We start from the raw sequence: 22,121 nt of genomic DNA, 5'->3' as shown, positions 1-22,121 counted from the left end.
GCTTCAAACTCAGCACATTCTGGACGCGCAATACCCAAGACTGACACCGCCCCTGTGGCGAGGGAGCTTGCTCCCGCTGAGCTGCGGAGCAGCCCCCCGTTCAGGCAATGCTCATTCAGAGCGATACATCAATTCCAAGCGTTCTATCCACTCGTTTGTAGCGCCAAATCTTGCGTAATACTCCATTCTTTCCAGGCCACTCAATTGAGTGAAGAAGGGAATGAAGTAATTGTCGTTGTAGTACCCTTGAGCACCTTGCATCTCTCCACCCCACCAAGAAGGGTTGTACCCTTCAAACGCTATCCATGGGGGAGGAGGGGCAAAATTCTCGCGCAAAATAACATTCATGAAATCGATGCTGTTCGTAACCATTCGAACAGTTGTTGAGTTGAACTCTCTTGTGGAAGTAAAAAATACTAATTGCTCATTTTTTTCATCGTTAACATAGTGCTTTACAGGTAGCTCATTGAATGTTTTTTCAGATGTGTATTTAAAATTTGCTTCGACGAACGCCAGAAATTTATGAGTGTCTGCGTGCTCAATTAAAAATGAAGAATAAAAGGCTGGAATACCCAGCGCTTCTAAAGATGCTGTTTTGGGATTGTAGGGCAGCCGACTGATTTCGCTTGTTGAAGGATCAGAGAAAATGGTTTTGAGCTCTGAAATGGAGTATCCAGCAATTTGCTCTTCTGGTTCTTGCTTCATGAAGGATTTGAAACGACTAAAAAAACTCATCACCAGACCTCAGTCTTGTACGTAATCAGTAAGCCAGGTGGCACCTAAATAACCCGCCGTACCGAAGATAATTCCACCGACAGCAGCACTGACAATTGCTCCTGGGCCCGTTTCTATACCAACAGCGGCACCTGCCGCCAGACCAATCCGTCCTCCCGCGATTGCGGCGCCCCAACCTCCAGCCTGCTTGACTACTTCAACCGAAATCGGTTTGACGCTATTTTGCTTGATTGACTCATCTGTAGCCAACTTCAAGTCATAGGCGGTAAAACCGATGGCAAAAACCCTTACAACTCTCGCTCCCTTAATCAACATGTTTGTTGCTTTGTAGGAGTCTGGGGTAAAGACTGCTTTGGCCGGTACGTTTTCAGCGTGCACCAGTACTTCTTTGTCTATGTTCTTAACCCAATCTGCGATTTGGTCGATCTGGGCGACTTTCTTTGGGGCGACTTTTTTGTATTCGTCGAGTGACTTTAATATCTCTTCGGTGGATACAAGCTTTGCACCTGCAGCTTTTGCTTTTTCTATATCAATGTAAACGGTCTTGCCCTCGAATCGCGGCGACCCGTTTGGAAATTCAGAGCTGGTAGATAGATAGCTGGACGGATATTTTCTGCTGCTAAATACGTGCTCCGCTACTGTGGCGTTGGATTTGGGATCTATAGGTAACATGCCAAATTTTTCCGGCCATACCTCGTGCTTGATTTGAAACGCGGGGAGGTTCTTTGCGACAAGGTGAGGATTATCTGGTGAGGAGTAGATTTTGCGAACTAGAAAGCCATCTTTACCTATTTCATCGACGACAACGAACAAGTGAATGTTGGCAGGCATTGAGTAGCCAGGCACATTGCTAACCGACCCGGCCTGTTGATTTGTAGGGACCTTACAAGAGAACTCAGTCATGCATCGCCCCACTTTTCGAGCGCGGCAACACCTGTGGTGATTTCCAGCGTTTCCTGTTTTTTGGTTGTGATTCGTGGCGTATGTCCTGACTCGTCAGAAAAGCCGGTGTAAACCCGGCCTGCTTCATCTTTGATGTGATAGGGCACATAGGCAAGAGGCTGGCCGTCGCTCCCGAGAATACGAAACTGCTCATTGAACGGCTGCAACCACAGCGGCATAGATAAGGGCGGGACGAAGTCCGCAGGCGTGTGGGCGTTGCCAATGATCACCGTTCCGGAGCCACTCACCACGTTATTGCCGTGGGCGCCAACACTACCGACCGTTGCGGCGGGTTTACCGTTTATAAGAACGGTAGAGGCGACCTCTCCGACAATGGGGCTGCCGCACGCACTTTTGTCGTCTTGGCGAGCAGCAGCCAACCCGTCAAAGAATACGTCGGGAGAGCCAGCGGCGATGGGGTTTACTCCGTGGCCGGGTAGCGGACAGCTTGTAGGATCCGTGACTCGGGCAGCAGGTTTGCCAGCCATTTTGAACATCCTTGTAAAATGTGAAGTGGAGGATTGTTACACAAAGAATCCGCTGACAACCACGGCAATCCTTTTTAGCCCATTCGCGACCTTCAGCACCAAGTTCCTGAAGGAAGGCTCGTACCTGGACCTGCTGACCACCACCACGCACAACGTGTGGCCAATGACCAAAGTCGGCATCAAGGAATACCCTCTGGTCGAGTACCTCGCCGGCCAACTGATGCTGTCTGACGAAGACCGCCTCAACGCCCTGAAAGAATACTTCCCGAACGCCAAAGCCGAAGACTGGCGCCTGTGGCAAGCCGGCCAACGCGTGCAGATCATCAAGCGTGATGAAGCAGCGGTGGCGTGCTGAAGCTGGGTACTGAAATCGTTGCTTCCGCGGACGGCTCGATTACCGGTCTGCTGGGCGCATCGACTGTGGCACCGATCATGCTGACCGTGCTGCAGAAAGTGTTCAAAGACAAGGTGGCTTCGCCAGCCTGGAAGGAAAAGCTGCATCAGATCGTGCCGAGCTATGGCACGCAGTTGAATGGCAGTCCTGAGAAGGTTGCGCAGGAGTGGGCTTACACCGCCAAGGTGCTGCAACTGACTCCGCCGCCGGCGATTGGTCAGGTGGTAGCTCCGGCTGCTGCTCCGGCTGATGCTGATAAGGCGAAGGCGCCGAAGGCTAATGCTGCTAGTGATATGGCTTTGTAAGTAGAAGCGTAATAAGAAAAAGCCCACTGGATCGGAGACGGTCAGTGGGCTTTTTTGTGGGGAATGGTTTTCGAGGAGTTAGATTTATTTGGGCTCACATATCTGCTTTCGGCCAAGGCTGTGTAAAAACGTTTTTGAGCGCGACAGGTACTCAAAACCGGACTGAAAATCGCGCTTCTACGCGAAATCCACATCTGCTGACGTGCCGATAAATTTCAGATTTAACGTATACGCGCACACTTCAAATTTGGCGAAGCGTTTTTACACACTCTGGACCCATAGCTGCCGATCAGCACAGGCAGTAAATAGCCACAATCAGACATCCGTGACGGGTAGCATTCAGCTCGAAGTAGCCTCCCGCACGGTAGTTACGTCAGCTTTTCAATCAAAATCGAGGTGGCTGTGATCGTTATATCTCCAAAATCACCTTCAAGGGATAGAACATTATCAACGATGTTTATCCCTTCAAGCTCCCCGAGTTCACTGGTGTTTTGAACGTTAAGAGCGCCAAGCCTGATAGTTAGCTCAGTGCCGTCCGCGTTCCATGCCATCAGCTTATTTCTGGACCCGTCATCCAGTCTGACAACCATCTCGAAATAGCGATGGGCTTGGTCCACTGTGATCGATAAGACACTGCTTTCTTCAAGTGCGTGAACATCCATGATGAAGCTTCTTTTGTTCAAATCCGCATCCTACTACAGGCCGCTATAGGCGAATGCATGCGTCTGAAATGAAGGTCCGCTTCTGGCCGATAGCAGTCTATCGAGACCCATTGCGGTCGCTGGGTTTAGGGCAAAATTAGGGCAGATTCACGGCCGCCGTAGACCGCAGCACGCTTCCTTGAAAGCACGAAAAAGGCGTATTCAGTGGTCCAGAGCGGACCATGCGGACACGCGAAGGGGTTCGAATCCCTATCCACACCCCAGGGTCATGCCTAAAGACCCATTCTGACCCAATGCGGACGCTGACCAGCATTTGGTTAAGGGGCGGGCTTTAGCCCGTCCCAGTGAGCGAAGCGAACGGTTTGAACCAGTTGTTATGCATGTTTTACTAGCCGTTTCTTTAAATGATACAGGTTAGTCCCGATTGGTCGATCCTCGAGAACACCATAAATCTCATACCCATGCTGCTCATAGAACTGTTTAGCATCAACGGTTTTTAAGAATGCAACTACTGCCCCATTGTTGGCGCCAATCGTTTCTGCTTTTTCCAATAATATAGAACCGACTTTTCTACCGCGATGAGATTCCTTAACCCAAAAGGTATCAATTTCTAAGCCATCCCAGTAACAATTACAGCTTATTGCACCGATGTAGTCGCCTACTTCATCGTGTGCAACCACCATAAATATTTTATCTTCCGATTCTGGCGGTAGATTTGGATATTGAATTCGAAGATATTCTGAAAACCTATTATTCAGAACTCCTTGATCCTTTTCTGTTGGAGAATCCAATATATCAAACTTGATTTCCACTTTATTGCTCCAATCATTCAACTTTGAGGTGCCGTGCGGCTTTTGGCATACCAAATAATTTTGCGACATGCGATGTCGCATAACATTCCATGTTCATGCGTAATCCCTTGAACAATCAAAAAATCGAGTCTGTAAACGCGACATCAAGAGGGGGGAAGCGGCATATTTTTTTGCACAATACTGACGTATTAGCTGCGTGTCCATGGTCTGCTTTTGGCCGAGAGCTGTCAGTTATAAATGACCCAGCAGAAGTCCCTCGAGCCTCTTTTGACCTTTAGGGGGATCGCCTTTACAGACGCATTCCCATCTCGAAAGCACGAGTCTCAAACCCGAACTCTGTGTACATGCGAGCAGCGCGTGCATTGAACGGCCAGACGGACAACCTCAAGTCCTGGGCGTCATTTTCGATAGCCCAGTTTTTAATGAGCTGAATAAGCATACGTCCAATACCTTTCCCCCAAAATTGCTCGGCAACACATACCGATCCAATGCGAACAACATTCAGCGGTTGCATCAGCGGCCCAGAGCTTGCCGACAGGCTGGCGGTAATGAAGGCTGCGGCCTGGTGACCGACATTCGCGATGAATACAACCTGACCCGGTTTCTCGAAAAGACCTGACCAGTGAGGAAGATCGCGCGAAAAGTCTTGGGTGGCAGCCGCGTAAATATCGGGGCGGGCAGCGTGGTGCACCGCGTTAAGCAATTGTCCTAACTCACAAATGCTCAATGCGTCTTCTACCGTTGCTGCTCGGTAAGTAATGGCTTCGTCCATGATGTGCAGCTCTCCTTGATTGTATGGGTGGTTCGCAGGGCTCCCGGTCTTTGTCTCATGGCAGGGATGATATTCCAATGGCTGCTTTTGGGCTGTGGATTCAACCGGTCGATGCAACAGATTGGCTAAATCCGCAGGCCGAAAGCAGCCATTCCGGACGCTCCTGCACGCAAGAGTGATCGCCATGCGTTGAAGGACTATCCATTAGTCATTTGATATGTCGGTAGACCTTTGTTGTACGGACCGAAAATCCTGCCCCCTCATATAAACGATGGGCAGATTCACGATCTGGAGTGGAGGTTAAATCCAGAGTTCTCGCGCCGAGGTCCTGGCTTTTTTCTATTGCTGCTTGTATGAGTGCTTTGCCGACCCCTTGACCTCGAGCACTGGCATCTACTACGACGTCTTCGATCCAGGCACGAATGCCTGTCGGAATGCGAAAATGAATTAGGGTTAGCGCCCCCAAAATGCTTCCTCCACCTGCCGCTCTCACTACCAATAAATCGGAGCACTCTGAATCCACAATCTGCTCCAAATCTTCCATTGTCATCGCTTGAGCGTTTCTGGAAAGCTGTGGGAGAAGGTCATTCAAAGATCTGAGCAGCATAGGATCGGTTTCTTGAACCACCTCGACAATAGCGGATTGGTTTGTCATTAGAGATCCTCAAGTGAAGGGGGGTGAAGCTTCAATGGTTCAATTCGACACACTACCCCAAAGGGTCTGCGAGTGACCGCTTTTGGCCCAGGCTGTGTAAAAACGCCTGCATCATTTTTAGGTCTGCGTTGCTACGTGAAATCTGCCGGAGTTCTGGTCAAATCAAGACCTGAAATTTGCGTGGGATCGCGTTATTTGACCCGATTCAGATCGCCGTTACTGGTTGAGAACGTTTTTACACAGCCTCGGCCCGAAAGCCGCCGTTCACGACCGCCAGCGTTCGGCTAAAAGCGGTAAGCGTCTGCTGATCACCCCTTGCTACGTTGGGCTTTTAGCTGGCGCTACTCCTCGGATAAAAATCGTTTAGTGATCATTGCCACTGCCTCCGCCGGAGACGTCAGGGCTGTATCTATATCAAACGGAGCGTTATCCCACGGCTCATATTCATGATCCAATACAGACTGCCAGGTTGGTGGCGTCAGCCCAGGAATATCAATCTTCCTGGTTTCTACCCGGCGCTGGTGTTCATATTTATCAGAGCAAACCACCTGGATATTCACTAATGGAGCACCAGAGCGTGTAGCGATTTCGCTCCACGCCTTTCGGCTTTCGATTACTGGGTTAACACAGTCGACTATGACAGTGCTGCCAAAACGAAGATTGCTCAGAGCAAGCTCATTAGCGACCATATAACCGCTCCGCCCCACGTCTTGCGCCAGAGCGCCGGAATTTCGGATGGCCTGCTCAATCGTATCGATCCGCAGATACACGGCACTTGTTCTGGTGGCAAGGTCACTTGCGATAGTCGTTTTTCCGGTACCTGGAAGGCCGCTGAAGACAATGAGCATTCTATGTCCTTCGGTTAGTGAGTTAACCCAATCTAGGCCAATAGCTGCCGAAGCTAATGGCAGGTATTGGCCGTCTGCTGCCCGTGGTGTTGGGATGCAATCGGCGCAAAGTAGGCTCACCGTTCAAAAGCACGGTGCATTTAGGCGCCAGGTGCAGCAAACGCTCTACTGGAGATAGAAATAGAATTGCCGTCAGGGTCTTTAGCATTGGCAAAGGAATAGCCGTCCGCCCTGTGCGTAGCTCCAAATTTCAGGCCTTGTGCCATACACCGTTCTTTGAAACTCTTGACGTCCTTGATATCAAAGACAAGCTTGACTGTAACTTGTCCTGTTTTAACGCTTTTCGCTGCCTGATGAGCCATCAGAATTGCCCCGCCGTTTGCAGATTTCAATTCGACGACGCGATCATCGGTATGTCTTTCACTGGCAAAGCCGAAATGACGCTCATAAAAATCGCAGGTAGCTTGGACGTCTCTCACATACAGCATTATCCGATTAAGTAACGGTTCCATATTTTCTTCCCTGATTTCTGCTGACGATGAGATTTGAGAACCAGTGCATCTTCGGTGCTTGCCGTTCGATTGTCGAGTGGCTGCTTCTGGCCGTTTTCTGCCCCTCGTGACGGGCAGAAATCGGCCAGAAGCTGACCTTCACCTCCCGCACGTTAAAAGAACCCTCTTTTAGTGTCTGAGTCCACTCCTATAAATGCTCTGAGGGTGATACCGCGTGACCGAATAGCTCTGACTATCTACACTGCCGAAATAGCCGAAAACACCTTTGACGCACCCGAGATAGCACCTATGGATCTTCAGCATCGCAACAACATAAAAGTGATGGGTGATGGTCCCTCAACACTAATTTTCTCCCATGGCTTCGGCTGCGATCAGACCATGTGGCGTTATCTCGTCAGTCACTTCACCAATCGCTTTAAGGTTGTACTGTATGACCTGGTCGGTGCGGGCGAGTCGGACCTGAGCGCGTACGACCGAGAAAAATACAGCTCACTCACCGGTTACGCCCAAGACTTGAACGACATCGTCGACCAGTACGCCAGCGGCCCGGTCATTTTGGTTGGACACTCGGTCAGCGGCATGATCGGCGCGTTGTCGGACCGCCAGATACCCGGAAGAATTGCGGCCCACGTAATGGTCGGGCCTTCGCCTTGTTACATCGATTCCGATGACTACGTTGGCGGGTTCCAACGTGAAGACATTAATTCACTGCTCGACACCCTCGACAGCAACTATCTCGGCTGGTCCAGCACTATGGCGCCGGTAATCATGGGTGCACCTGGGCAACCGGCGCTGGGCGAAGAGTTGACCAATAGCTTCTGCCGTACCGAGCCCGAGATCGCCAAGCAGTTTGCGCGTGTCACCTTCCTATCGGACAACCGCCAGGATATCGTCGGCCTCCCCACCCCAACCTTGATTTTGCAATCCACAGACGACCTCATCGCCCCGATTGCCGTCGGCGAATACCTGCTCTCAGTCCTTCCCAACAGCACGCTCAGCCTTGTGGCCAACGTTGGCCATTGTCCGCACATGAGCGCGCCAAGCGCATGTTCAGAAGCAATGGACACCTTTCTGTCGACGTGGGTAGGCGAGCATGTCGACTGATCAACCGTCTCTGCCTGACGCGCAGACGCTGTTCGAACATGCCCCCTGCGGCTTGGTGGTCACCAAAGAAGACGGCACGATCCTACTCAGCAATCAGACGTTCAGCAGCTGGATCGGCATCGATACCAAAGCATTGATGGGCCGGCGTTTTCAGGATCTGCTGACAATGGGCGGACGCATTTTTCATCAAACCCACTGGTCGCCGCTGATACAAATGCAAGGGTCCGTCGCCGAGGTAAAACTCGATTTGGTCCATCAGGACAAACGTGTCGTGACCATGCTGCTGAACGGCGTAAGGCGCGAGCACACCAGTGGTGTGTTTTATGAACTGGCGCTGTTTGGCACCACCGACCGTGACAAGTACGAGCGCGAATTGCTTAACGCCAGGAAAATCGCTGAAAACCTCCTACGGGAAAAAACCGTCGCTGAAACGGCTCTCCAACAAGCCCAGTCCGATCTGAATAAAGCCTACGAAAAGTCCCAACGCCGCGCTTCCTTTGCTGAACAAATGGTCGCTATCGTCAGCCACGATCTGAAAAACCCGCTGACCGCTATCAAAATGGCCTCAGATATCCTCGCCCTAGGCGATAACACCGCCAAAGAAGTCAAAATGCTCGGCCATATAAGTCAGTCGGCTGATCGTGCCGAACGCATGATTGCCGACTTGCTGGACTTCGCTATGGCCAGAGTCGGGCGCGGGATTGCTATTTCGCCTGCGCCAGTGGACCTGCACGCGTTCGTTAGTATGAGCGTAGATGAGCTGCGAGTTGCCTTTCCAGAGGCCACGTTGCTGCATCAGTCCGTAGGGACGGGGAGTGCTTATTTGGATAAAGACCGAGTGCAACAAATTATTGGCAACCTCGTCGCCAACAGCGTGGCTTATGGTGATTTGAAACAACCAATCATGATCACTTCGCTGCTTGAGGCCGATCAGGCCGTTGTATCGGTACATAATCAGGGACCGGCTATTTCAGAGTCATTGAAGGCTATTTTGTTTGAGCCCATGACCCGTGGCACTGAGTCTGATGTCGATACACGTAGTGTTGGACTTGGGTTGTTTATCGTGAGGGAAATTGCCAGGTCTCATGGTGGGGACGTTTCGGTCAGTTCAAGTGCGGCGGCAGGTACGACATTCAATACCCACTTTCCAAAGATCCCTATCTGATTATGGAGAGTCACGACACCTCTGCGTCCTAGCTCTTTAGTCGTCTCACTCGAACTGTTTAGATCTCCTCGTCAACAATTGAGAGGGTGTCACTAATGTTGAAAGATCCAATGCCAAAATTAAAAAGCCGTTCGTCCAAACTGAAAGTCGACTATTTGATCGAGTCCCACACGGCCACAATCATTCTTTTCGATCAACACCACCAATCGATAGATCAGCTCGTCCTTTCACACCCTCAATTCAGGAGGTACCTCGTCGCGAGCCACCAGCAAATCAGGGAGCTGAGTTAAAAAACACCGAGAAATGCTGAAAAGAACCAAACCAAGACCACTGATGTTGACCTTTTTGAATGGCCGCAAAGGGTCGGTTAGTGACCTCCGCTCATTGTGACTGATCCACCCTTGTCCTCCCTTAACGTTGAGGACGAGCCATGAACATTATTTCTAAAAACAGACATCAGCCTTGGAACAAGGGAAAGCTTGTCGGGCAGAAAGCCCCGCTTCGAGTCAGAGATATCTGGGCCATTCGGGTGAGACTCCAGCTTGCGGAGAAGACACGGGATCTGGCGCTCTTCAACTTGGCTATCGACAGCAAACTGCTGTGCCTGTGATTTAACCAAGCTGCAAGTGCGGGATATAGCACATGAAGAACATGTGTCGTCACGGGCCATCGTGATGCAGCAGAAGACCCAGCACCCAGTGCAATTTGAAATCACTGAGCAAACCCGAGCGGTTCTGGAGGCGTGGATGCGACAGGCCCGCCTCCGCAGCGAGGATTTTTTGTTTCCGACCCGGCTGCACAGCTCAGATCATCTCTCCACCAGGCAATATGCTCGAATAGTAAAAGCATGGGTGACCGCCATTGGCCTTGACCCAAGCATGTACGGTACTCATACGCTACGGCGAACCAAGGCCTCGCTGATTTATCGCAGGACGAAGAACCTAAGAGCGGTCCAACTCCTGCTTGGTCAGACGAAGCTTGAAAGCACCGTCAGATACCTGGGAATCGAAGTCGATGATGCCCTGGAAATGGCGGAACAGACGGAGGTCTAACCGTCCCTAGTGACGGTCAATGCTAGACCGTCGCTATTCGACCCTTAGCTGCCGCTCATGAAGTCGTGTCCCAACGGAAATGGATGTACTCATCTTCATACTCCGCGAACAGCGAAACGATGAATTCCGTTTTCATTGAGTACATCAATAGCGCTCCTACGAAACCGGTCGACTCATGCAGAGGTTGTTTGAGTGGAGCGACCAATTCAATCGCCTGATCCGCAACCATCTGATTGAAAACAGCTTCAGAGATTTCCTCAAACTGAGCGTCGGAAACGTATCCGGGGAAATAACTTTCACCTCCGGGTCGCCAATCGATCCATTCCGCGTGAAGCCAGAAGTTTAATCCATTCTCTTCTTGCCGCTTGAAGGAGCGGGTTACCCTGATGGTCTCTTGAGATGCCGGGCACTGAAAGGCGCTTGATGGATAGGTGACGTAATAGAGCACGGGACAATCATTGTGCGATCTCCAAAAAAGCAGTTGCTCACTGGAGAGCTGATCAAAGTCGTTTCTGTTGAACATGGAAGAACCTAATGTTTACACCGTACCAATGGGAAGAGCGACCAGTAGTAGCAAAATGATAGCAAATGTTTCGGGAACCGTCAGCTACTGGTCGTCATTGGTCTTTCAACTGCTTTATTTCATTGGGCACCTCATCCCCAAGTTTCTTTGAGTACAGTGCGAAACAGTTCCGAAAGTAATGGCTCAACGTCTTTGCGCTCGGTACGTATCGGCTTGATAGACTCAAGTCGATTCAGTTCACGCTCAATGAATTGTTGGATGGGAATGATCTGGGGTGATAACCCCATCTCCGGAGACGTGCGCTTGATCGCAAGCAAGTCATCAATGGCCTGCTTGAGCCCGGGCTCTCGTTCGATGACACCGCACAGCTTGTCAAACTCTATGGGAGCAGGTGTACCAAACTGCTCCAGCCACCGCACCGATAACAGCGGGCGCAGAACGTAGAAGTATTTTTTCAGCGGTACCTGAGGGGCCTGCAAGTATCCCCTATAGTTGGTTTTGGCCATGCTGCGATAATGGTAGATGCCACTCTCCACCGAATACACCTGCGGCAATAACTCCTTTGCCCGCTCGTGGAAACAGCCAGCATGCTCGTATATGATGGTCGACTGTATCCACTCCACAAAGCCTGGATTGGACTTCCAAAATAGCTTGAGTGCCTTTCGTAGATCCCAGCCATTGATATCCATGTCGTCAATGATCGGATACTCGATGACGTCGCGTTGCTCCTCGAGGCCGACAGAGAGATACCACTCGGGTTTATTTACGTAGATGAAGCGTGCGTCGTAGTCGCTGTTGGGAGAAGCGAATCCCCAGGCACGACTACCAGACTCAATAGCTAATAGAACTTTCACGTCATGCTCGTTCTCAGCACGGCGTAGCCGGTCTCGAACCTCTTCTTGAACAACGATAGAAACCATGAGCCAACTCTAACTAGACGATATTTCGATTGCACGCTACTCATCCCGAGGTGGACTGTCCACTGTCCACTGTCCACTGTCCACTGTCCACTGTCCACTGTCCACTGTCCGCACCTGGCCGATTGCAGCCTGTCGCGAAGGACTGCAATCGACCCAAAGCTGACCAGTCTACGTCTGCTCTCGGCCCAGAAATTGCCGCCGTTGGAATTCGATAACTGCACCAGACTAGCCACTCCCCCGATTCACGCTTACCATACTCGCAACTCGTATTACCGCGGCTGCTGAACCCGGTACTCACGAGGACATGACCATGGCAAGAACCCGCGCCTGGAGACGCACACAGGCCCGTAAATGCGACAATGACAAAGCGGTCCGTCCGCTGAAGTTCAAGCCGGAAAAGAACTGGAAGCTGATGTACACCCGTGCCGACAAGTTGGTCAGGGCACGCCAACTCGGCATGAGCTATCCCATCCGCAACACCCGCCAATTGTTGGATCTAGAGTGACTAACCTCCTGTTCGTCTGCAGCCGTAACCAATGGCGTAGCCCTACTGCGGAAGCAATCTGGCGCCGTCGACCTGGCTTCAGTGCCCGTTCAGCGGGCACTAGCCCGAATGCACGAAAACCCATCGACGCAGCGGATATTCGTTGGGCCGATGTCATTTTTGTCATGGAACGCAAACACCTGAATCGCCTGCAGGCTGAGTACGCTCGCCTGCTTGAACACAAGCGGATTCACTCTCTGGATATTCCCGACGACTTTCGCTACATGGACCCTGAACTGGTGGACATGCTCGAAGTTAATGTGAAGCCGCACCTTTCTACCTAGGCTCGCGCTTCGGAATCCGCATTGGGCAAGCCGGCCGACGCGTGCACATCATCAAGCGTGATGAAGCGGCGGGTGGCGTGCTGAAGTTGGGTACTGAAATCGTTGCTTCCGCGGACGGCTCGATTACCGGTCTGTTGGGCGCATCGACTGCGGCACCGATCATGCTGACCGTGCTGCAGAAAGTGTTCAAAGACAGGGTGGCTTCGCCAGCCTGGCAGGAAAAGCTGCATCAGATCATGCCGAGCTATGGCACGCAGTTGAATGGCAGTCCTGAGAAGGTTGCGCAGGAGTGGGCTTACACCGCCAAGGTGCTGCAACTGACTCCACCGCCAGCGATTGGTCAGGTGGCGGCTCCGGCTGCTGCTCCGGCTGATGCTGGCAAGGCGAAGGCGCCGAAGGCTAATGCTGCGACGGATATGGCTCTGTAACTAGAGGCCTGTCAAAAGCCCACTGAACCGGTGACGGTCAGTGGGCTTTTTTGTGGGGGGGGCTGCAAGGGTCGATTCATCTCGTTCGACGTGTCAGCTTTCGGCTGTGGATTCAACCGGTTGCGCGAAAAAGAAGTGACCAGTTAAGCCTTTAATGCTGATGCCCTGATGCAGGTCATTTCTGCGGAGTTTTTGACTGAAATCAATCGCAAAGGTTATCGAAAACACAAAAAAACAGACATTGTGTTTTTTCAGTGACTACACTTATATATTAAGCAATTAAGATAATTGTGCTATCCAGATGCTATGCGCTTTTAAAACAGCGCTCCTCCATTTAATCCTACTTACGGAATTTGCATGAAGATTGAAATTCTTAAACAGGCAGTTATGGATTCGCGAGATGGCATTACCATCTCCGATAATTGTATTGACGACAATCCGCTGATTTTTGTAAATCCTGCTTTTGAACGCATGACCGGTTACTCGTTTGAAGAAATCACTAACATTAACTGCCGATACCTACAAAAAAACGATCAAGAACAACCTGAACTTGAAATTATTCACAAAGCCGTTAAGGACGGTGAGTACTGCCTCGTAACCTTGCGGAACTACCGCAAGGATGGAACGATGTTTTGGAATGAGCTAAGCATATCTCCAATTCATGATGAAAATGGAGTTGTAACCAATTTTTTAGGTATACAAAAAGATGTAACGTCCCGCATGCTAATACAACAGCAACTTCGCGACGAACATCAGTCCCTCGAAGAAATGAAAGCACACTTCGAGCAGCTATCAATAAAAGACGGACTGACAGGCATTTACAATCGTCGTTTTTTTGATGCGCAGTTCGAAATTCAATGTAAAATTGCATGCCGCAACAGCGACTCATTGACTCTTGCCATGATTGATGTTGATAACTTCAAGTCGTTCAATGATATTTATGGGCATCAAGCGGGCGATGAAGCATTAATGCGTGTCGCTGATAGTTTGAATAAATCTTTTCAGCGAGGCTCTGATTTTGCAGCCAGGTATGGCGGCGAAGAATTTGTAGTTCTTTTCAACGGCATGACGAAAGACCAATCAGCTCGGCACGTCGAAACGCTATGCCAAGAAGTGCGAGACTTAAGAATATCGCACTCCGCGTCCAGCACAGGATACTTAACTATAAGCGTTGGTTTTTCAGTACATTCGTTTGGTCCGCTGCACCCGTATAACGTACTACTGGCCCAAGCCGATAAAGCGCTCTACATAGCTAAAGAACGGGGTAGAAACCAATTTTTTAATCTTTAGGTTCTGTACGAAACCCTGGGGAAAATGGCTTTTGTTCAACATCATGTCGCGCCCTAAAGGCCTGTTTGAGGGGCGATCAGGTCCGTTTGCGGCCGGAAGCAATTGGCCGGTAACTGACTTTCGCGAAATACAATTTCTCTGGCAGAGTTGTTGGTGAATCGGGTGTTAGATCAGGTCGATTCGCAGGAGTAAGTGAGGGCGTTGCTTCAACGTGTCACGCAGTAAAAAGCCACTGAGGCGGTACGATCAGTGGGCTTTTTTGTGTCTGGGATTCTGGTCTTGCAGGTTACGAAATACTCAAAGCCGACGAGTGTTTTGTGGTGAAGGGGCTTGCTCTCACGCAGCTTGAAAAAGTTATGCTGATGGGGCTAGAACGCCTTCAAGCATCAACTCACCACTTGTCTCCTATCCAGGATCTATTTATGCCACTGAGTTTTCACAAGATGCACGCAAATGGCGACGATTTCGTTGTGGTGGACTCACGAAACTCGGCCAATCCAGTGACAGGCACCTTGGCTCGGCGAATGGGTGATCGGAACCGAGGCGTCGGATTTAATCAACTCGCGGTGGTGCTCGATTGCGATGATGCAGATGCGCGCTTGATGTTTTGGAATGCAGATGGCTCCACGCTGGATGTTTGTGGCAGCGCAACGCGCGGTGCCGCGGATATGTTGATGCGCGAATCAAATTCTACGTCGATAGTGCTTCGAACCAACCGGGGTCTACTCTCTTGCGAACGGACCTCCACCGGCGCCATTTCGGTCAACATGGGGCCGCCACTGTTCGGCTGGTCGGATGTTCCCTTGGCTCAGGAAATGGATACCGCTGTTTTGCCCCTTGATGGTGGTCCAACTGCGTGCAGCATGGGAAATCCGCACTGCACCTATTTTGTGGATGATCTTACGGCGATTGATATCGCGACAATCGGACCTAGCCTTGAAACAAACCCTCTGTTTCCACTCAGGACGAACGTGCATTTCGTCCAGATCATTGACCGAAAGCACATCCGGTTGCGGATTTGGGAACGCTGGGGCGGTATTCCGCTCGGCTCAGGTTCCTGCTCGTGTGGCGCCGTTGTTAACGGAATTCGTCGTGGCTTGTTAGACGATTCCGTTGAGGTTGAATGTGATGGTGGCGCCGTAACCGTTCAATGGGATGGCGAGGGATCGGTTTTTCTCAGTGGGCCGGTAGATACAATTTTCTCGGGAGCACTCACGGGTAGCTGGTCAGATGGATAAGTGTCACGATAATCGAAGGATGGAATGGAACATCTCGACTAAGGACGCGACATTTATGGAAACTCCCTTTTCTCAGGTCAGCGAGCGTTTGAACAATCGCCGATTTACGGTAGCGGAGAACGCCCACGGGCTATCCGGTACAGGCACAGTATTTCTTTACCATGTCAAGGAAGATGCCATTTCGGGCACTTACCAAGGCGGCCGGATACGCATCGGTAATCAAGTCGGGCGCGTGACTGGCCCCGATACTATTGAGCTTCTTTATCAATGCTTGACCACGGATGGCGAGATTCTTGCCGGCTGGTCTCGTGGCACGGTCGGCGTGGATCACGCAGGACGTACCACTCTGATGTTTGTATGGGGTTGGTTGTCGGGTGCGACTGGAGGAGGGGAGTCGAGTTACGTCGAACTTGCCGCCTAGCGATTAAGGATTTTTTTAATAATTGCACGTCCATCTGAGCAACCCAAAGTGGATGTTGCAGAGAGGCACCGCATGGCTGCGAATCCGCCGCAGTTAGCCGAATTGTATCTATGACAATTTTTTGAATGTATTGACTGTTTGATTTTACGATGGGCCGCAGAATTTCTCTGGTATGAGGCTCATCATGCACATCGCCATCCTTACCTTTGATGGGTTCAACGAACTCGACTCTCTCATCGCGTTCGGCATCTTCAACCGAGTTCAACAGCCGGGCTGGCGAGTGTCTATCGCCAGCCCCACGGATAAGGTGCTGTCGATGAACGGCCTGAAGATCGAGGCGCAGGCGTCGTTAGAGGACGCCTGCAGCGCGGATGCAGTGCTGGTGGGCAGTGGGAGATTGACCCGGGACGTCGTCGCGGACGACGCACTGATGTCTCGACTGAAATTCGACCCGGCCCGCCAACTCCTGGGCGCCCAGTGCTCGGGCACGCTGATACTTGCAAAGCTCGGCCTGCTGAACGAGGTTCCGGCCTGCACGGATCTGATCACCAAGCCATGGGTTGAAGAGGCTGGCGTGGCAGTACTCAATCAGCCGTTCGTGGCCAAGGGCAATGTCGCAACTGCTGGCGGCTGTCTGTCGTCGCAGTATCTGGCCGCATGGTTCATCGCCCGTCTGGCGGGTATAGAGGCTGCACGCAGTGCGCTTCATTATGTTGCCCCAGTGGGGGAGAAAGACATTTACATAACGCGTGCGATGGCGAACATTTCGCGGTTTCTTTCGCCGCCTTAGACATCACTGCTACGTAAGGTCAAATCGCTCTAACGCATAATCCTTACCTGCCAAGGTCAGTTCAAAAATGGTGGCGCCAAACGTACCTCGGGTCACTTTTTGCGTCACGAGACGTTTGGCCTGGAGTTGCTTTAGACCGGCTTCGACTTCTGACGTGCTGAGTGAGACAAGTTTGCAAACCGAGTTCAAGTTTGCAACTTTTCTGAAGTTCGCATGATAGGCTAAAACTTCCATCAGTAGCGTTTGGTTATCTGTCAATCTTGGAAACTGAGGGTTGTTATTTTTGTAAACCTTTCGCTCTATCTCGTGTAACTCGCCGTCAGTTCCATCAGGGATGCGGACGTAGTAAATCGCTACAGACAGAGAGCTGATTAAAATCGCGATAATCATCAGCAGCGACCAATTTGGTATTGGCGTTTCCAGCAAAAGCCAACCCCCCAGACGTAGCAGCCAGCTCGTGGTATCTGCCATCAATGTCAGGTCGAAATAAGTTTCGAGCGACTTTATGGCAACCCAAGCGACAAGGAAAATTCCAGCCAAGTAGGCCATAGCCTTGGGCGTGAACGAGGAATGCTTGCCTTGTGCTGTCATGCTACTCGTCTCTACCGGAGAAACAGATGCTATCAGCATAGCAGTGGAATAGCGGCCGTCTGGCAACTCACCTGCAAGGTCCAGCTTTTGGCCGTTAGCTGCCCGAACACAAAAAATCTGACGCCCTCCTTGAGGGCCTTATCAAACCAACTGACTCCCGCGCATCCCCCGCGCCGGATCATCCAGCAACCTGAACTGCTCCACCATAAAATCGATCAACATCCGCATCGACGGCAGCATCCCATGCCGGCTCGCAAACACCGCATAAATCATCTCAGTCCGCGGCGCCCAATCAGGCAACACCACCACCAGTTGTCTGCGCTCGATAAAGTCATGCACCAGCGACATCGGCATTTGCGCAATACCGACGCTGTCTATCGCCGCGCACCGCAGCATGGGCAGTCCCTTGGTGATCAGTTGCGGACGATGCTGGATCGTAAATTCCGCGCCATCTTGATGGAACAACGTCCAACTGTAATCACGTTGCGGACTGCCGTGGTGGACGCTGGGGAATCGTGCCAGTTCTTCCGGCTCGTGGGGTACACCGAGGCGGTTCAATAGCGCGGGACTGGCCACCAGGCATTGTGGTCGCGGGGACATGACGCGGTTGACCAGGTCCGAATCCTGAAGGGGAGGCGGGCGGACTCGCAGTGCCAGGTCAACGCCCTCGGCAACCACATCGACCTGGCGGTCACTGGCTTCCAGATGCACTTCGACTCGCGGGTACATGGCCATGAAGCGGGTGATGATGCCGCCGACGCATTCTTCCAGTAACACCGTCGGGCAGGTGACGCGCAGCAAGCCGCCGGGTTCTGTGTGGGTCATGGCGACGGCGGCTTCAGCGGCTTCCGCCCCTTTGAGCATGGCTCGGCAATGGGCGTAATACGTCTGACCTAATTCCGTCACCTTGAAATTGCGGGTGTTGCGGATGATCAAGCGCACACCCAGGCGTTCTTCGAGCAATGCAATGCGGCGGCTGAGGTTGGATTTTGGAATGCCCAGCGCCCGTGCGGTCGGCGCGAAGCCGCCGTGGTCCACCACCATCACAAAGTACTGAAGGTCATTGAGGTCGAGCACTGGGCGGCATCCCTTCGGCCAAAAGAGGCCAACTATACAAGAACGATCGTCCAATGGATGGGAAAGACAAACCCGTTTTTCGGGACTGGTTCACAAGACAGCAAAGCGCCTAGATTGCCGCCGTTCGGTGGGTTCATTAAAGAAGCTTCAGATGTTACGCAGGACGATTCTCGCGATGTCTTTGGGTTTGGCCACACTGGGTTCGGTGGGTTATGCCAACGCTGGCAACGATCCGTCCGTGGTGCTGGTGCATGGGGCGTTTGCCGATGGCTCTGACTGGGCCAAGGTGATCACGTTGCTGCAGGCCAAAGGGGTGAAAGTAAGGGCGGTGCAGAACGGTTTGAATTCGCTGTCGGAGGATGTGGCCATGACCCGCCGCGCGATTGAAGCGGCGCCGGGCAAGGTGGTGCTGGTCGGGCATTCGTGGGGCGGGAGCGTGATCACCGAGGCCGGTGCAAGCGACAAAGTGGCGGCGCTGGTCTACGTGGCTGCCTTCGTCCCTGACGTTGGGCAGACCACGGCCGAGGTCGGCAAGGACTATCCGCCGTCGCCGGGCATGGGCGAATTTGTGGCTGACAAGGCCGGGTATTTGTCGCTCACGCAACAAGGTATCGAGCAGGACTTTGCCCCGGACGTGCCCGCTGCGCAGGGTCGGGTGATGGCCGCCACGCAAGGCGCCATCAATTCCAAAGCGTTCGACGAGCGCATCAGCGTGGCCGCCTGGAAGCAGAAGCCCTCGTGGTACATCGTCAGTGAGCGCGACCGCATGATTACGCCTGACTTGCAGCGAGCACTCGCCCGGAAAATCAATGCCACAACGACGGCGCTGCCGACCAGCCACGTACCGCATCAGTCTCGACCTGCCGACGTGGCCAGGGTCATTACTGAAGCGCTCAACACCACGCGCTGAACGTCGCTATCGATAGGGAAATAAAGATGACTGTGTACAGCAACGTATTCGACTTCGTCATTCTGGGTGGCGGTTCTGCCGGTGCCGTATTGGCGGCGCGTTTGTCGCAAGACCCACAACTGAGTGTGCTGTTGGTTGAGGCGGGCCGAGCCTTTGACCCCGATGAATACCCAGAAGAGATCTACAGCAGCACTATCATCGCAGCCAACGGTGATAAACGTTACGAGTGGGGCTATTTCGCAACCCCGGTCGAGCAACCGCAGGCGGTCTACGCCCCGCGTGGAAAAGTACTGGGCGGAAGTTCTGCCATCAATGGCGCCGTCGCCTGCCGAGCGTTGCCCTTTGACTTTGCGCGCTTCACCGCCAAAGGCCTGAAAGGCTGGAGCTTTGAAGAGGTGCTGCCCTATTACAAAAAAATGGAGCGCACCGCCCATGGCGAAGATAAATGGCACGGCCGAAACGGGCCGCTGCCGATTCATCAAATGTCTTTGGATTACATCACCCCGGTACAGCGCGCAATGGTCGAGGCGGCATGGGCTTGTGGCGCCAACAAAGTCGACGATTTCAATGACCCCGAGGCCAATAATGGCGCCGGTCCAAATCCAATGAACGTGATCAACGGCGTCCGCGTTAATACCGGGATGGCGTACCTCACGCGTGAAGTGCGCGCTCGCCACAACCTGTCGATTCTCGATCAAAGCCTCGTAGACAAGGTGCTGTTTGAAGACGGCAAGGTGCAGTCGGTGCTGTTGGCGGGCGGTGAAAAAGTCCACGGCCAAGAAGTCATCCTGAGCGCGGGTGCCTATGGGTCTGCCGCGATTCTTTTGCGTTCAGGCATCGGCCCCAGGGCAGACCTTGAAGCGTTGGATATTCCTTTGGTAAAAGACGCGCCGGTTGGTGTTCGGCTGCTCGATCATGCGTTCTTCTGGATGAACTTCAGTGGGACAGAAGCGTTGAAGGGGCAGGATCGGCCAGTGGTGGGGGCGCAGTTGTGGACCCACTCGTCCTACGCCAGTTCGGATAAAGAACTGGATATCGGTATTTCCCCCTCGCATCTGCTCGATCCCGCCATCAGTCCAACCGGTGTCGCTTTTTCGCTGGGGCTGGAATTGATGCATTGCACATCACACGGTCGCTTGCGTTTGAACAGTCGCGATCCCCAAGACGCACCTGTCATCGAACTCAATCACCTGACCACTGAAGATGACATGAACCGGATGATCGAGTGCTTCCGTCTGGCCCGCAAACTGGCCAACACGGAACCGCTCAAGAGCCTGATCGTGGAAGAGCTCTATCCAGGCTCAGCGACTGACGACAGTGACGAGCAGATTCGTGCGGCGCTGGCAAAAGGTGTGGGCACCTTGCAGCACCCTTGCTCGACGGCGCCGATGGGCTTGCCGGATGACCCGAACGCCGTGGTGGATGAGGAAGGGTGCGTGTACGGCGTGGAAGGACTACGCGTTATTGATGCCTCTATCTTCCCCGAGATCCCGCTGATCAACTTGAACCCGACCGTCATCATGACGGCGGAAAAGTTGACCGATACCATTAAAAAATCACGTTAATTCGCCCAATAAAAACATTGAGGGGGCATGCCATCTGGAAGGGCATGCCCCCCTCTATTTGGATTACTAAAACTTGAACAAGCTGTCCGAGATGCATTCTTTCGTCATGGTGGTGGACACCGGCAGTATTTCCGAAGCCGCTCGGCGTTTGGGTATCGCAAAATCAATGGTCAGCCTGCGGATCCAGCAACTGGAAAAGCGCTTGGGCAGCATCTTGCTGGAGCGGGGGCGTCAGGCCCGGCTGACGGAGTCGGGCGATGTGTTTTACCGTTATTGCGTGCGTATTCTGGCGGATGTCGAAGACGCCGAAGACGCGGTGCAAGCGTTTCAATCGAGCTTGCGAGGCGTGCTGCGGCTTGCCGCGCCGATGGCTTTCAGCATTCGTTACCTGACGCCGATCCTGTCGTCCTTCGCGGTGCGTTACCCGGAGTTGCAGCTGGACATCGAGTTCGATGACCGCCACGTCAATCTGCACGAAGAACGCTATGACGCGGCCATCCGCATCGGCGAGTTGCCGGACTCCTCGCTGGTCGCCAAGACCATCACGCCCAACCGTCACATCATCTGCGCGAGCCCGGAGTACCTGGCCGCTCACGGCACACCGCAAACCCCGCAAGAGCTGTCCCAGCATTTCGCCATGCTCTATGTGAATCGCGAACCCCACGGCATGTGGACGCTGCCGGTGAACAACACCCTGGAATCGTTCCGTGTGCGCTGCCGGATGCGCACCAACAATGGCCATCAACTCATGGAAGGCGCCAAGGCCGGCATGGGCCTGGCGATTCTGCCGACCTTCCTGGCGGCGCAGGCGATTGTGGCCGGTGAACTCATAGAAGTGCTGGAGCCTTATGCCCCGCGTGGCGGCAATATTTCGGCGGTTTACCGGCAATCCCAGCGAGCGTCGCCCAAGCTTCATGCGCTGACCAGCTTCCTCATCGAACAGATCGGCAACCCGCCGGTGTGGGAGAAAATGCTCGCGGCTGGCCCGCGTTCAATCGTTCTGAAAAAACGAAACGTGGAATCGTCTTTTGCCGGCTTATGAGCCTGCGCACCGTCCCATATGCTTTTCCCCAACAGACGCATTCTGACGTCTG

24 protein-coding genes and 3 pseudogenes are annotated in these 22,121 nt (G+C 52.6%); 14 read left to right on the top strand and 13 right to left on the bottom strand.

All coding sequences use genetic code 11. The features are described 5' to 3' along the window. Positions 1-111: 111 nt before the first annotated feature. The 3 genes from ACA068_RS17500 to ACA068_RS17490 are packed head-to-tail and all read right to left on the bottom strand — an operon-like array spanning position 112 to position 2,165. Positions 112-735, bottom strand: a complete 624-nt coding sequence (locus tag ACA068_RS17500) for a hypothetical protein (protein ID WP_497303534.1) — start codon at positions 733-735, stop codon at positions 112-114. Between the two features lie 9 nt (positions 736-744). Further along, positions 745-1,638 carry a glycine zipper family protein gene (locus tag ACA068_RS17495; protein ID WP_497303533.1) on the bottom strand — a complete coding sequence of 298 codons (894 nt, stop codon included), beginning with the start codon at positions 1,636-1,638 and terminating at the stop codon, positions 745-747. Next, positions 1,635-2,165 carry a PAAR domain-containing protein gene (locus ACA068_RS17490; RefSeq protein WP_497303531.1) on the bottom strand — a complete coding sequence of 177 codons (531 nt, stop codon included), beginning with the start codon at positions 2,163-2,165 and terminating at the stop codon, positions 1,635-1,637. Before ACA068_RS17490 ends, ACA068_RS17495 begins: the two co-directional genes overlap by 4 nt. A 67-nt stretch (positions 2,166-2,232) precedes the next feature. Here ACA068_RS17490 and ACA068_RS17485 point away from each other — a divergent pair. Further along, positions 2,233-2,864 (top strand): annotated as a pseudogene (locus ACA068_RS17485) (malate:quinone oxidoreductase); the annotation flags it as partial. Between the two features lie 368 nt (positions 2,865-3,232). On the opposite strand, the gene ACA068_RS17480 reads toward ACA068_RS17485, so the two are convergent. The 6 genes from ACA068_RS17480 to ACA068_RS17455 all read right to left on the bottom strand — a co-directional run bounded on the left by ACA068_RS17480 (position 3,233) and on the right by ACA068_RS17455 (position 7,125). Next, positions 3,233-3,526, bottom strand: coding sequence for a hypothetical protein (locus ACA068_RS17480; protein WP_140670369.1), 294 nt, complete (start codon positions 3,524-3,526; stop codon positions 3,233-3,235). A gap of 374 nt (positions 3,527-3,900) precedes the next feature. Further along, entirely contained in the window at positions 3,901-4,338 is a 438-nt protein-coding gene (locus ACA068_RS17475; protein ID WP_497303529.1) for a GNAT family N-acetyltransferase, read from the bottom strand. Positions 4,339-4,627: 289 nt separating this feature from the next. Then, complete coding sequence (locus tag ACA068_RS17470; RefSeq protein WP_497303527.1) at positions 4,628-5,110, bottom strand: GNAT family N-acetyltransferase; 483 nt, start codon at positions 5,108-5,110, stop codon at positions 4,628-4,630. A 208-nt stretch (positions 5,111-5,318) separates the two neighbouring features. Beyond that, entirely contained in the window at positions 5,319-5,765 is a 447-nt protein-coding gene (locus ACA068_RS17465) for a GNAT family N-acetyltransferase (protein WP_497303525.1), read from the bottom strand. A 341-nt stretch (positions 5,766-6,106) separates the two neighbouring features. After that, entirely contained in the window at positions 6,107-6,613 is a 507-nt protein-coding gene (locus ACA068_RS17460) for a P-loop nucleotide/nucleoside kinase family protein (RefSeq protein WP_497303523.1), read from the bottom strand. 140 nt (positions 6,614-6,753) lie between these two features. Then, positions 6,754-7,125, bottom strand: coding sequence for a VOC family protein (locus ACA068_RS17455; RefSeq protein ID WP_497303521.1), 372 nt, complete (start codon positions 7,123-7,125; stop codon positions 6,754-6,756). 288 nt (positions 7,126-7,413) lie between these two features. Between ACA068_RS17455 and ACA068_RS17450 the strand changes: the two genes are divergently transcribed. The 3 genes and pseudogenes from ACA068_RS17450 to ACA068_RS17440 all read left to right on the top strand — a co-directional run bounded on the left by ACA068_RS17450 (position 7,414) and on the right by ACA068_RS17440 (position 10,446). Then, positions 7,414-8,229 (top strand): alpha/beta fold hydrolase, encoded by an 816-nt coding sequence (locus ACA068_RS17450; RefSeq protein WP_497303519.1) that lies wholly within the window; start codon positions 7,414-7,416, stop codon positions 8,227-8,229. Next, positions 8,219-9,394: a PAS domain-containing sensor histidine kinase gene (locus ACA068_RS17445; RefSeq protein WP_497303517.1), complete on the top strand. Its 1,176-nt coding sequence runs from the start codon at positions 8,219-8,221 to the stop codon at positions 9,392-9,394. Before ACA068_RS17450 ends, ACA068_RS17445 begins: the two co-directional genes overlap by 11 nt. 430 nt (positions 9,395-9,824) lie before the next feature. Then, positions 9,825-10,446, top strand: a pseudogene (locus tag ACA068_RS17440) (tyrosine-type recombinase/integrase). Between the two features lie 55 nt (positions 10,447-10,501). Here the strand turns inward: ACA068_RS17440 and ACA068_RS17435 are convergent. Continuing rightward, positions 10,502-10,969, bottom strand: coding sequence for a hypothetical protein (locus tag ACA068_RS17435; protein WP_497303515.1), 468 nt, complete (start codon positions 10,967-10,969; stop codon positions 10,502-10,504). Between the two features lie 131 nt (positions 10,970-11,100). Next, positions 11,101-11,889, bottom strand: a complete 789-nt coding sequence (locus tag ACA068_RS17430) for a nucleotidyltransferase domain-containing protein (RefSeq protein ID WP_497303513.1) — start codon at positions 11,887-11,889, stop codon at positions 11,101-11,103. 310 nt (positions 11,890-12,199) lie between these two features. On the opposite strand from ACA068_RS17430, the gene ACA068_RS17425 reads away from it, so the two are divergent. The 7 genes and pseudogenes from ACA068_RS17425 to ACA068_RS17395 all read left to right on the top strand — a co-directional run bounded on the left by ACA068_RS17425 (position 12,200) and on the right by ACA068_RS17395 (position 16,884). Continuing rightward, positions 12,200-12,394: a hypothetical protein gene (locus ACA068_RS17425; protein WP_497303512.1), complete on the top strand. Its 195-nt coding sequence runs from the start codon at positions 12,200-12,202 to the stop codon at positions 12,392-12,394. Further along, positions 12,391-12,717, top strand: a complete 327-nt coding sequence (locus ACA068_RS17420; protein WP_497303511.1) for a low molecular weight protein tyrosine phosphatase family protein — start codon at positions 12,391-12,393, stop codon at positions 12,715-12,717. Before ACA068_RS17425 ends, ACA068_RS17420 begins: the two co-directional genes overlap by 4 nt. A gap of 17 nt (positions 12,718-12,734) precedes the next feature. Next, positions 12,735-13,145 (top strand): annotated as a pseudogene (locus tag ACA068_RS17415) (malate:quinone oxidoreductase); the annotation flags it as partial. A 357-nt stretch (positions 13,146-13,502) separates the two neighbouring features. Then, positions 13,503-14,435, top strand: a complete 933-nt coding sequence (locus ACA068_RS17410) for a GGDEF domain-containing protein (protein WP_497303509.1) — start codon at positions 13,503-13,505, stop codon at positions 14,433-14,435. Between the two features lie 422 nt (positions 14,436-14,857). Then, positions 14,858-15,673 (top strand): diaminopimelate epimerase, encoded by an 816-nt coding sequence (gene dapF, locus ACA068_RS17405; RefSeq protein ID WP_497310615.1) that lies wholly within the window; start codon positions 14,858-14,860, stop codon positions 15,671-15,673. Between the two features lie 55 nt (positions 15,674-15,728). Further along, positions 15,729-16,094 (top strand): avidin-fold protein, encoded by a 366-nt coding sequence (locus tag ACA068_RS17400; RefSeq protein ID WP_497303507.1) that lies wholly within the window; start codon positions 15,729-15,731, stop codon positions 16,092-16,094. 184 nt (positions 16,095-16,278) lie between these two features. After that, complete coding sequence (locus tag ACA068_RS17395) at positions 16,279-16,884, top strand: DJ-1/PfpI family protein (RefSeq protein ID WP_497303506.1); 606 nt, start codon at positions 16,279-16,281, stop codon at positions 16,882-16,884. 9 nt (positions 16,885-16,893) lie between these two features. Here ACA068_RS17395 and ACA068_RS17390 read toward each other — a convergent pair whose 3' ends face one another. Next, positions 16,894-17,475: a hypothetical protein gene (locus ACA068_RS17390; protein WP_497303504.1), complete on the bottom strand. Its 582-nt coding sequence runs from the start codon at positions 17,473-17,475 to the stop codon at positions 16,894-16,896. Positions 17,476-17,616: 141 nt separating this feature from the next. After that, positions 17,617-18,552: a LysR substrate-binding domain-containing protein gene (locus tag ACA068_RS17385; protein ID WP_497303503.1), complete on the bottom strand. Its 936-nt coding sequence runs from the start codon at positions 18,550-18,552 to the stop codon at positions 17,617-17,619. A gap of 151 nt (positions 18,553-18,703) precedes the next feature. On the opposite strand from ACA068_RS17385, the gene ACA068_RS17380 reads away from it, so the two are divergent. From ACA068_RS17380 to ACA068_RS17370, 3 genes are all read left to right on the top strand, one after another. Beyond that, positions 18,704-19,462, top strand: a complete 759-nt coding sequence (locus ACA068_RS17380; protein WP_497303501.1) for an alpha/beta fold hydrolase — start codon at positions 18,704-18,706, stop codon at positions 19,460-19,462. A gap of 26 nt (positions 19,463-19,488) precedes the next feature. Beyond that, positions 19,489-21,027, top strand: coding sequence for a GMC family oxidoreductase (locus ACA068_RS17375; protein ID WP_497303499.1), 1,539 nt, complete (start codon positions 19,489-19,491; stop codon positions 21,025-21,027). Positions 21,028-21,100: 73 nt separating this feature from the next. Continuing rightward, positions 21,101-22,069: a LysR family transcriptional regulator gene (locus ACA068_RS17370; protein ID WP_497303497.1), complete on the top strand. Its 969-nt coding sequence runs from the start codon at positions 21,101-21,103 to the stop codon at positions 22,067-22,069. Positions 22,070-22,121 lie beyond the last annotated feature (52 nt).

It is taken from the genome of Pseudomonas sp. LBUM1660, assembly GCF_059695935.1.
The sequence above is the reverse complement of the archived record's forward strand: the minus strand, read 5'-3'. Positions and strand labels throughout refer to the sequence as shown.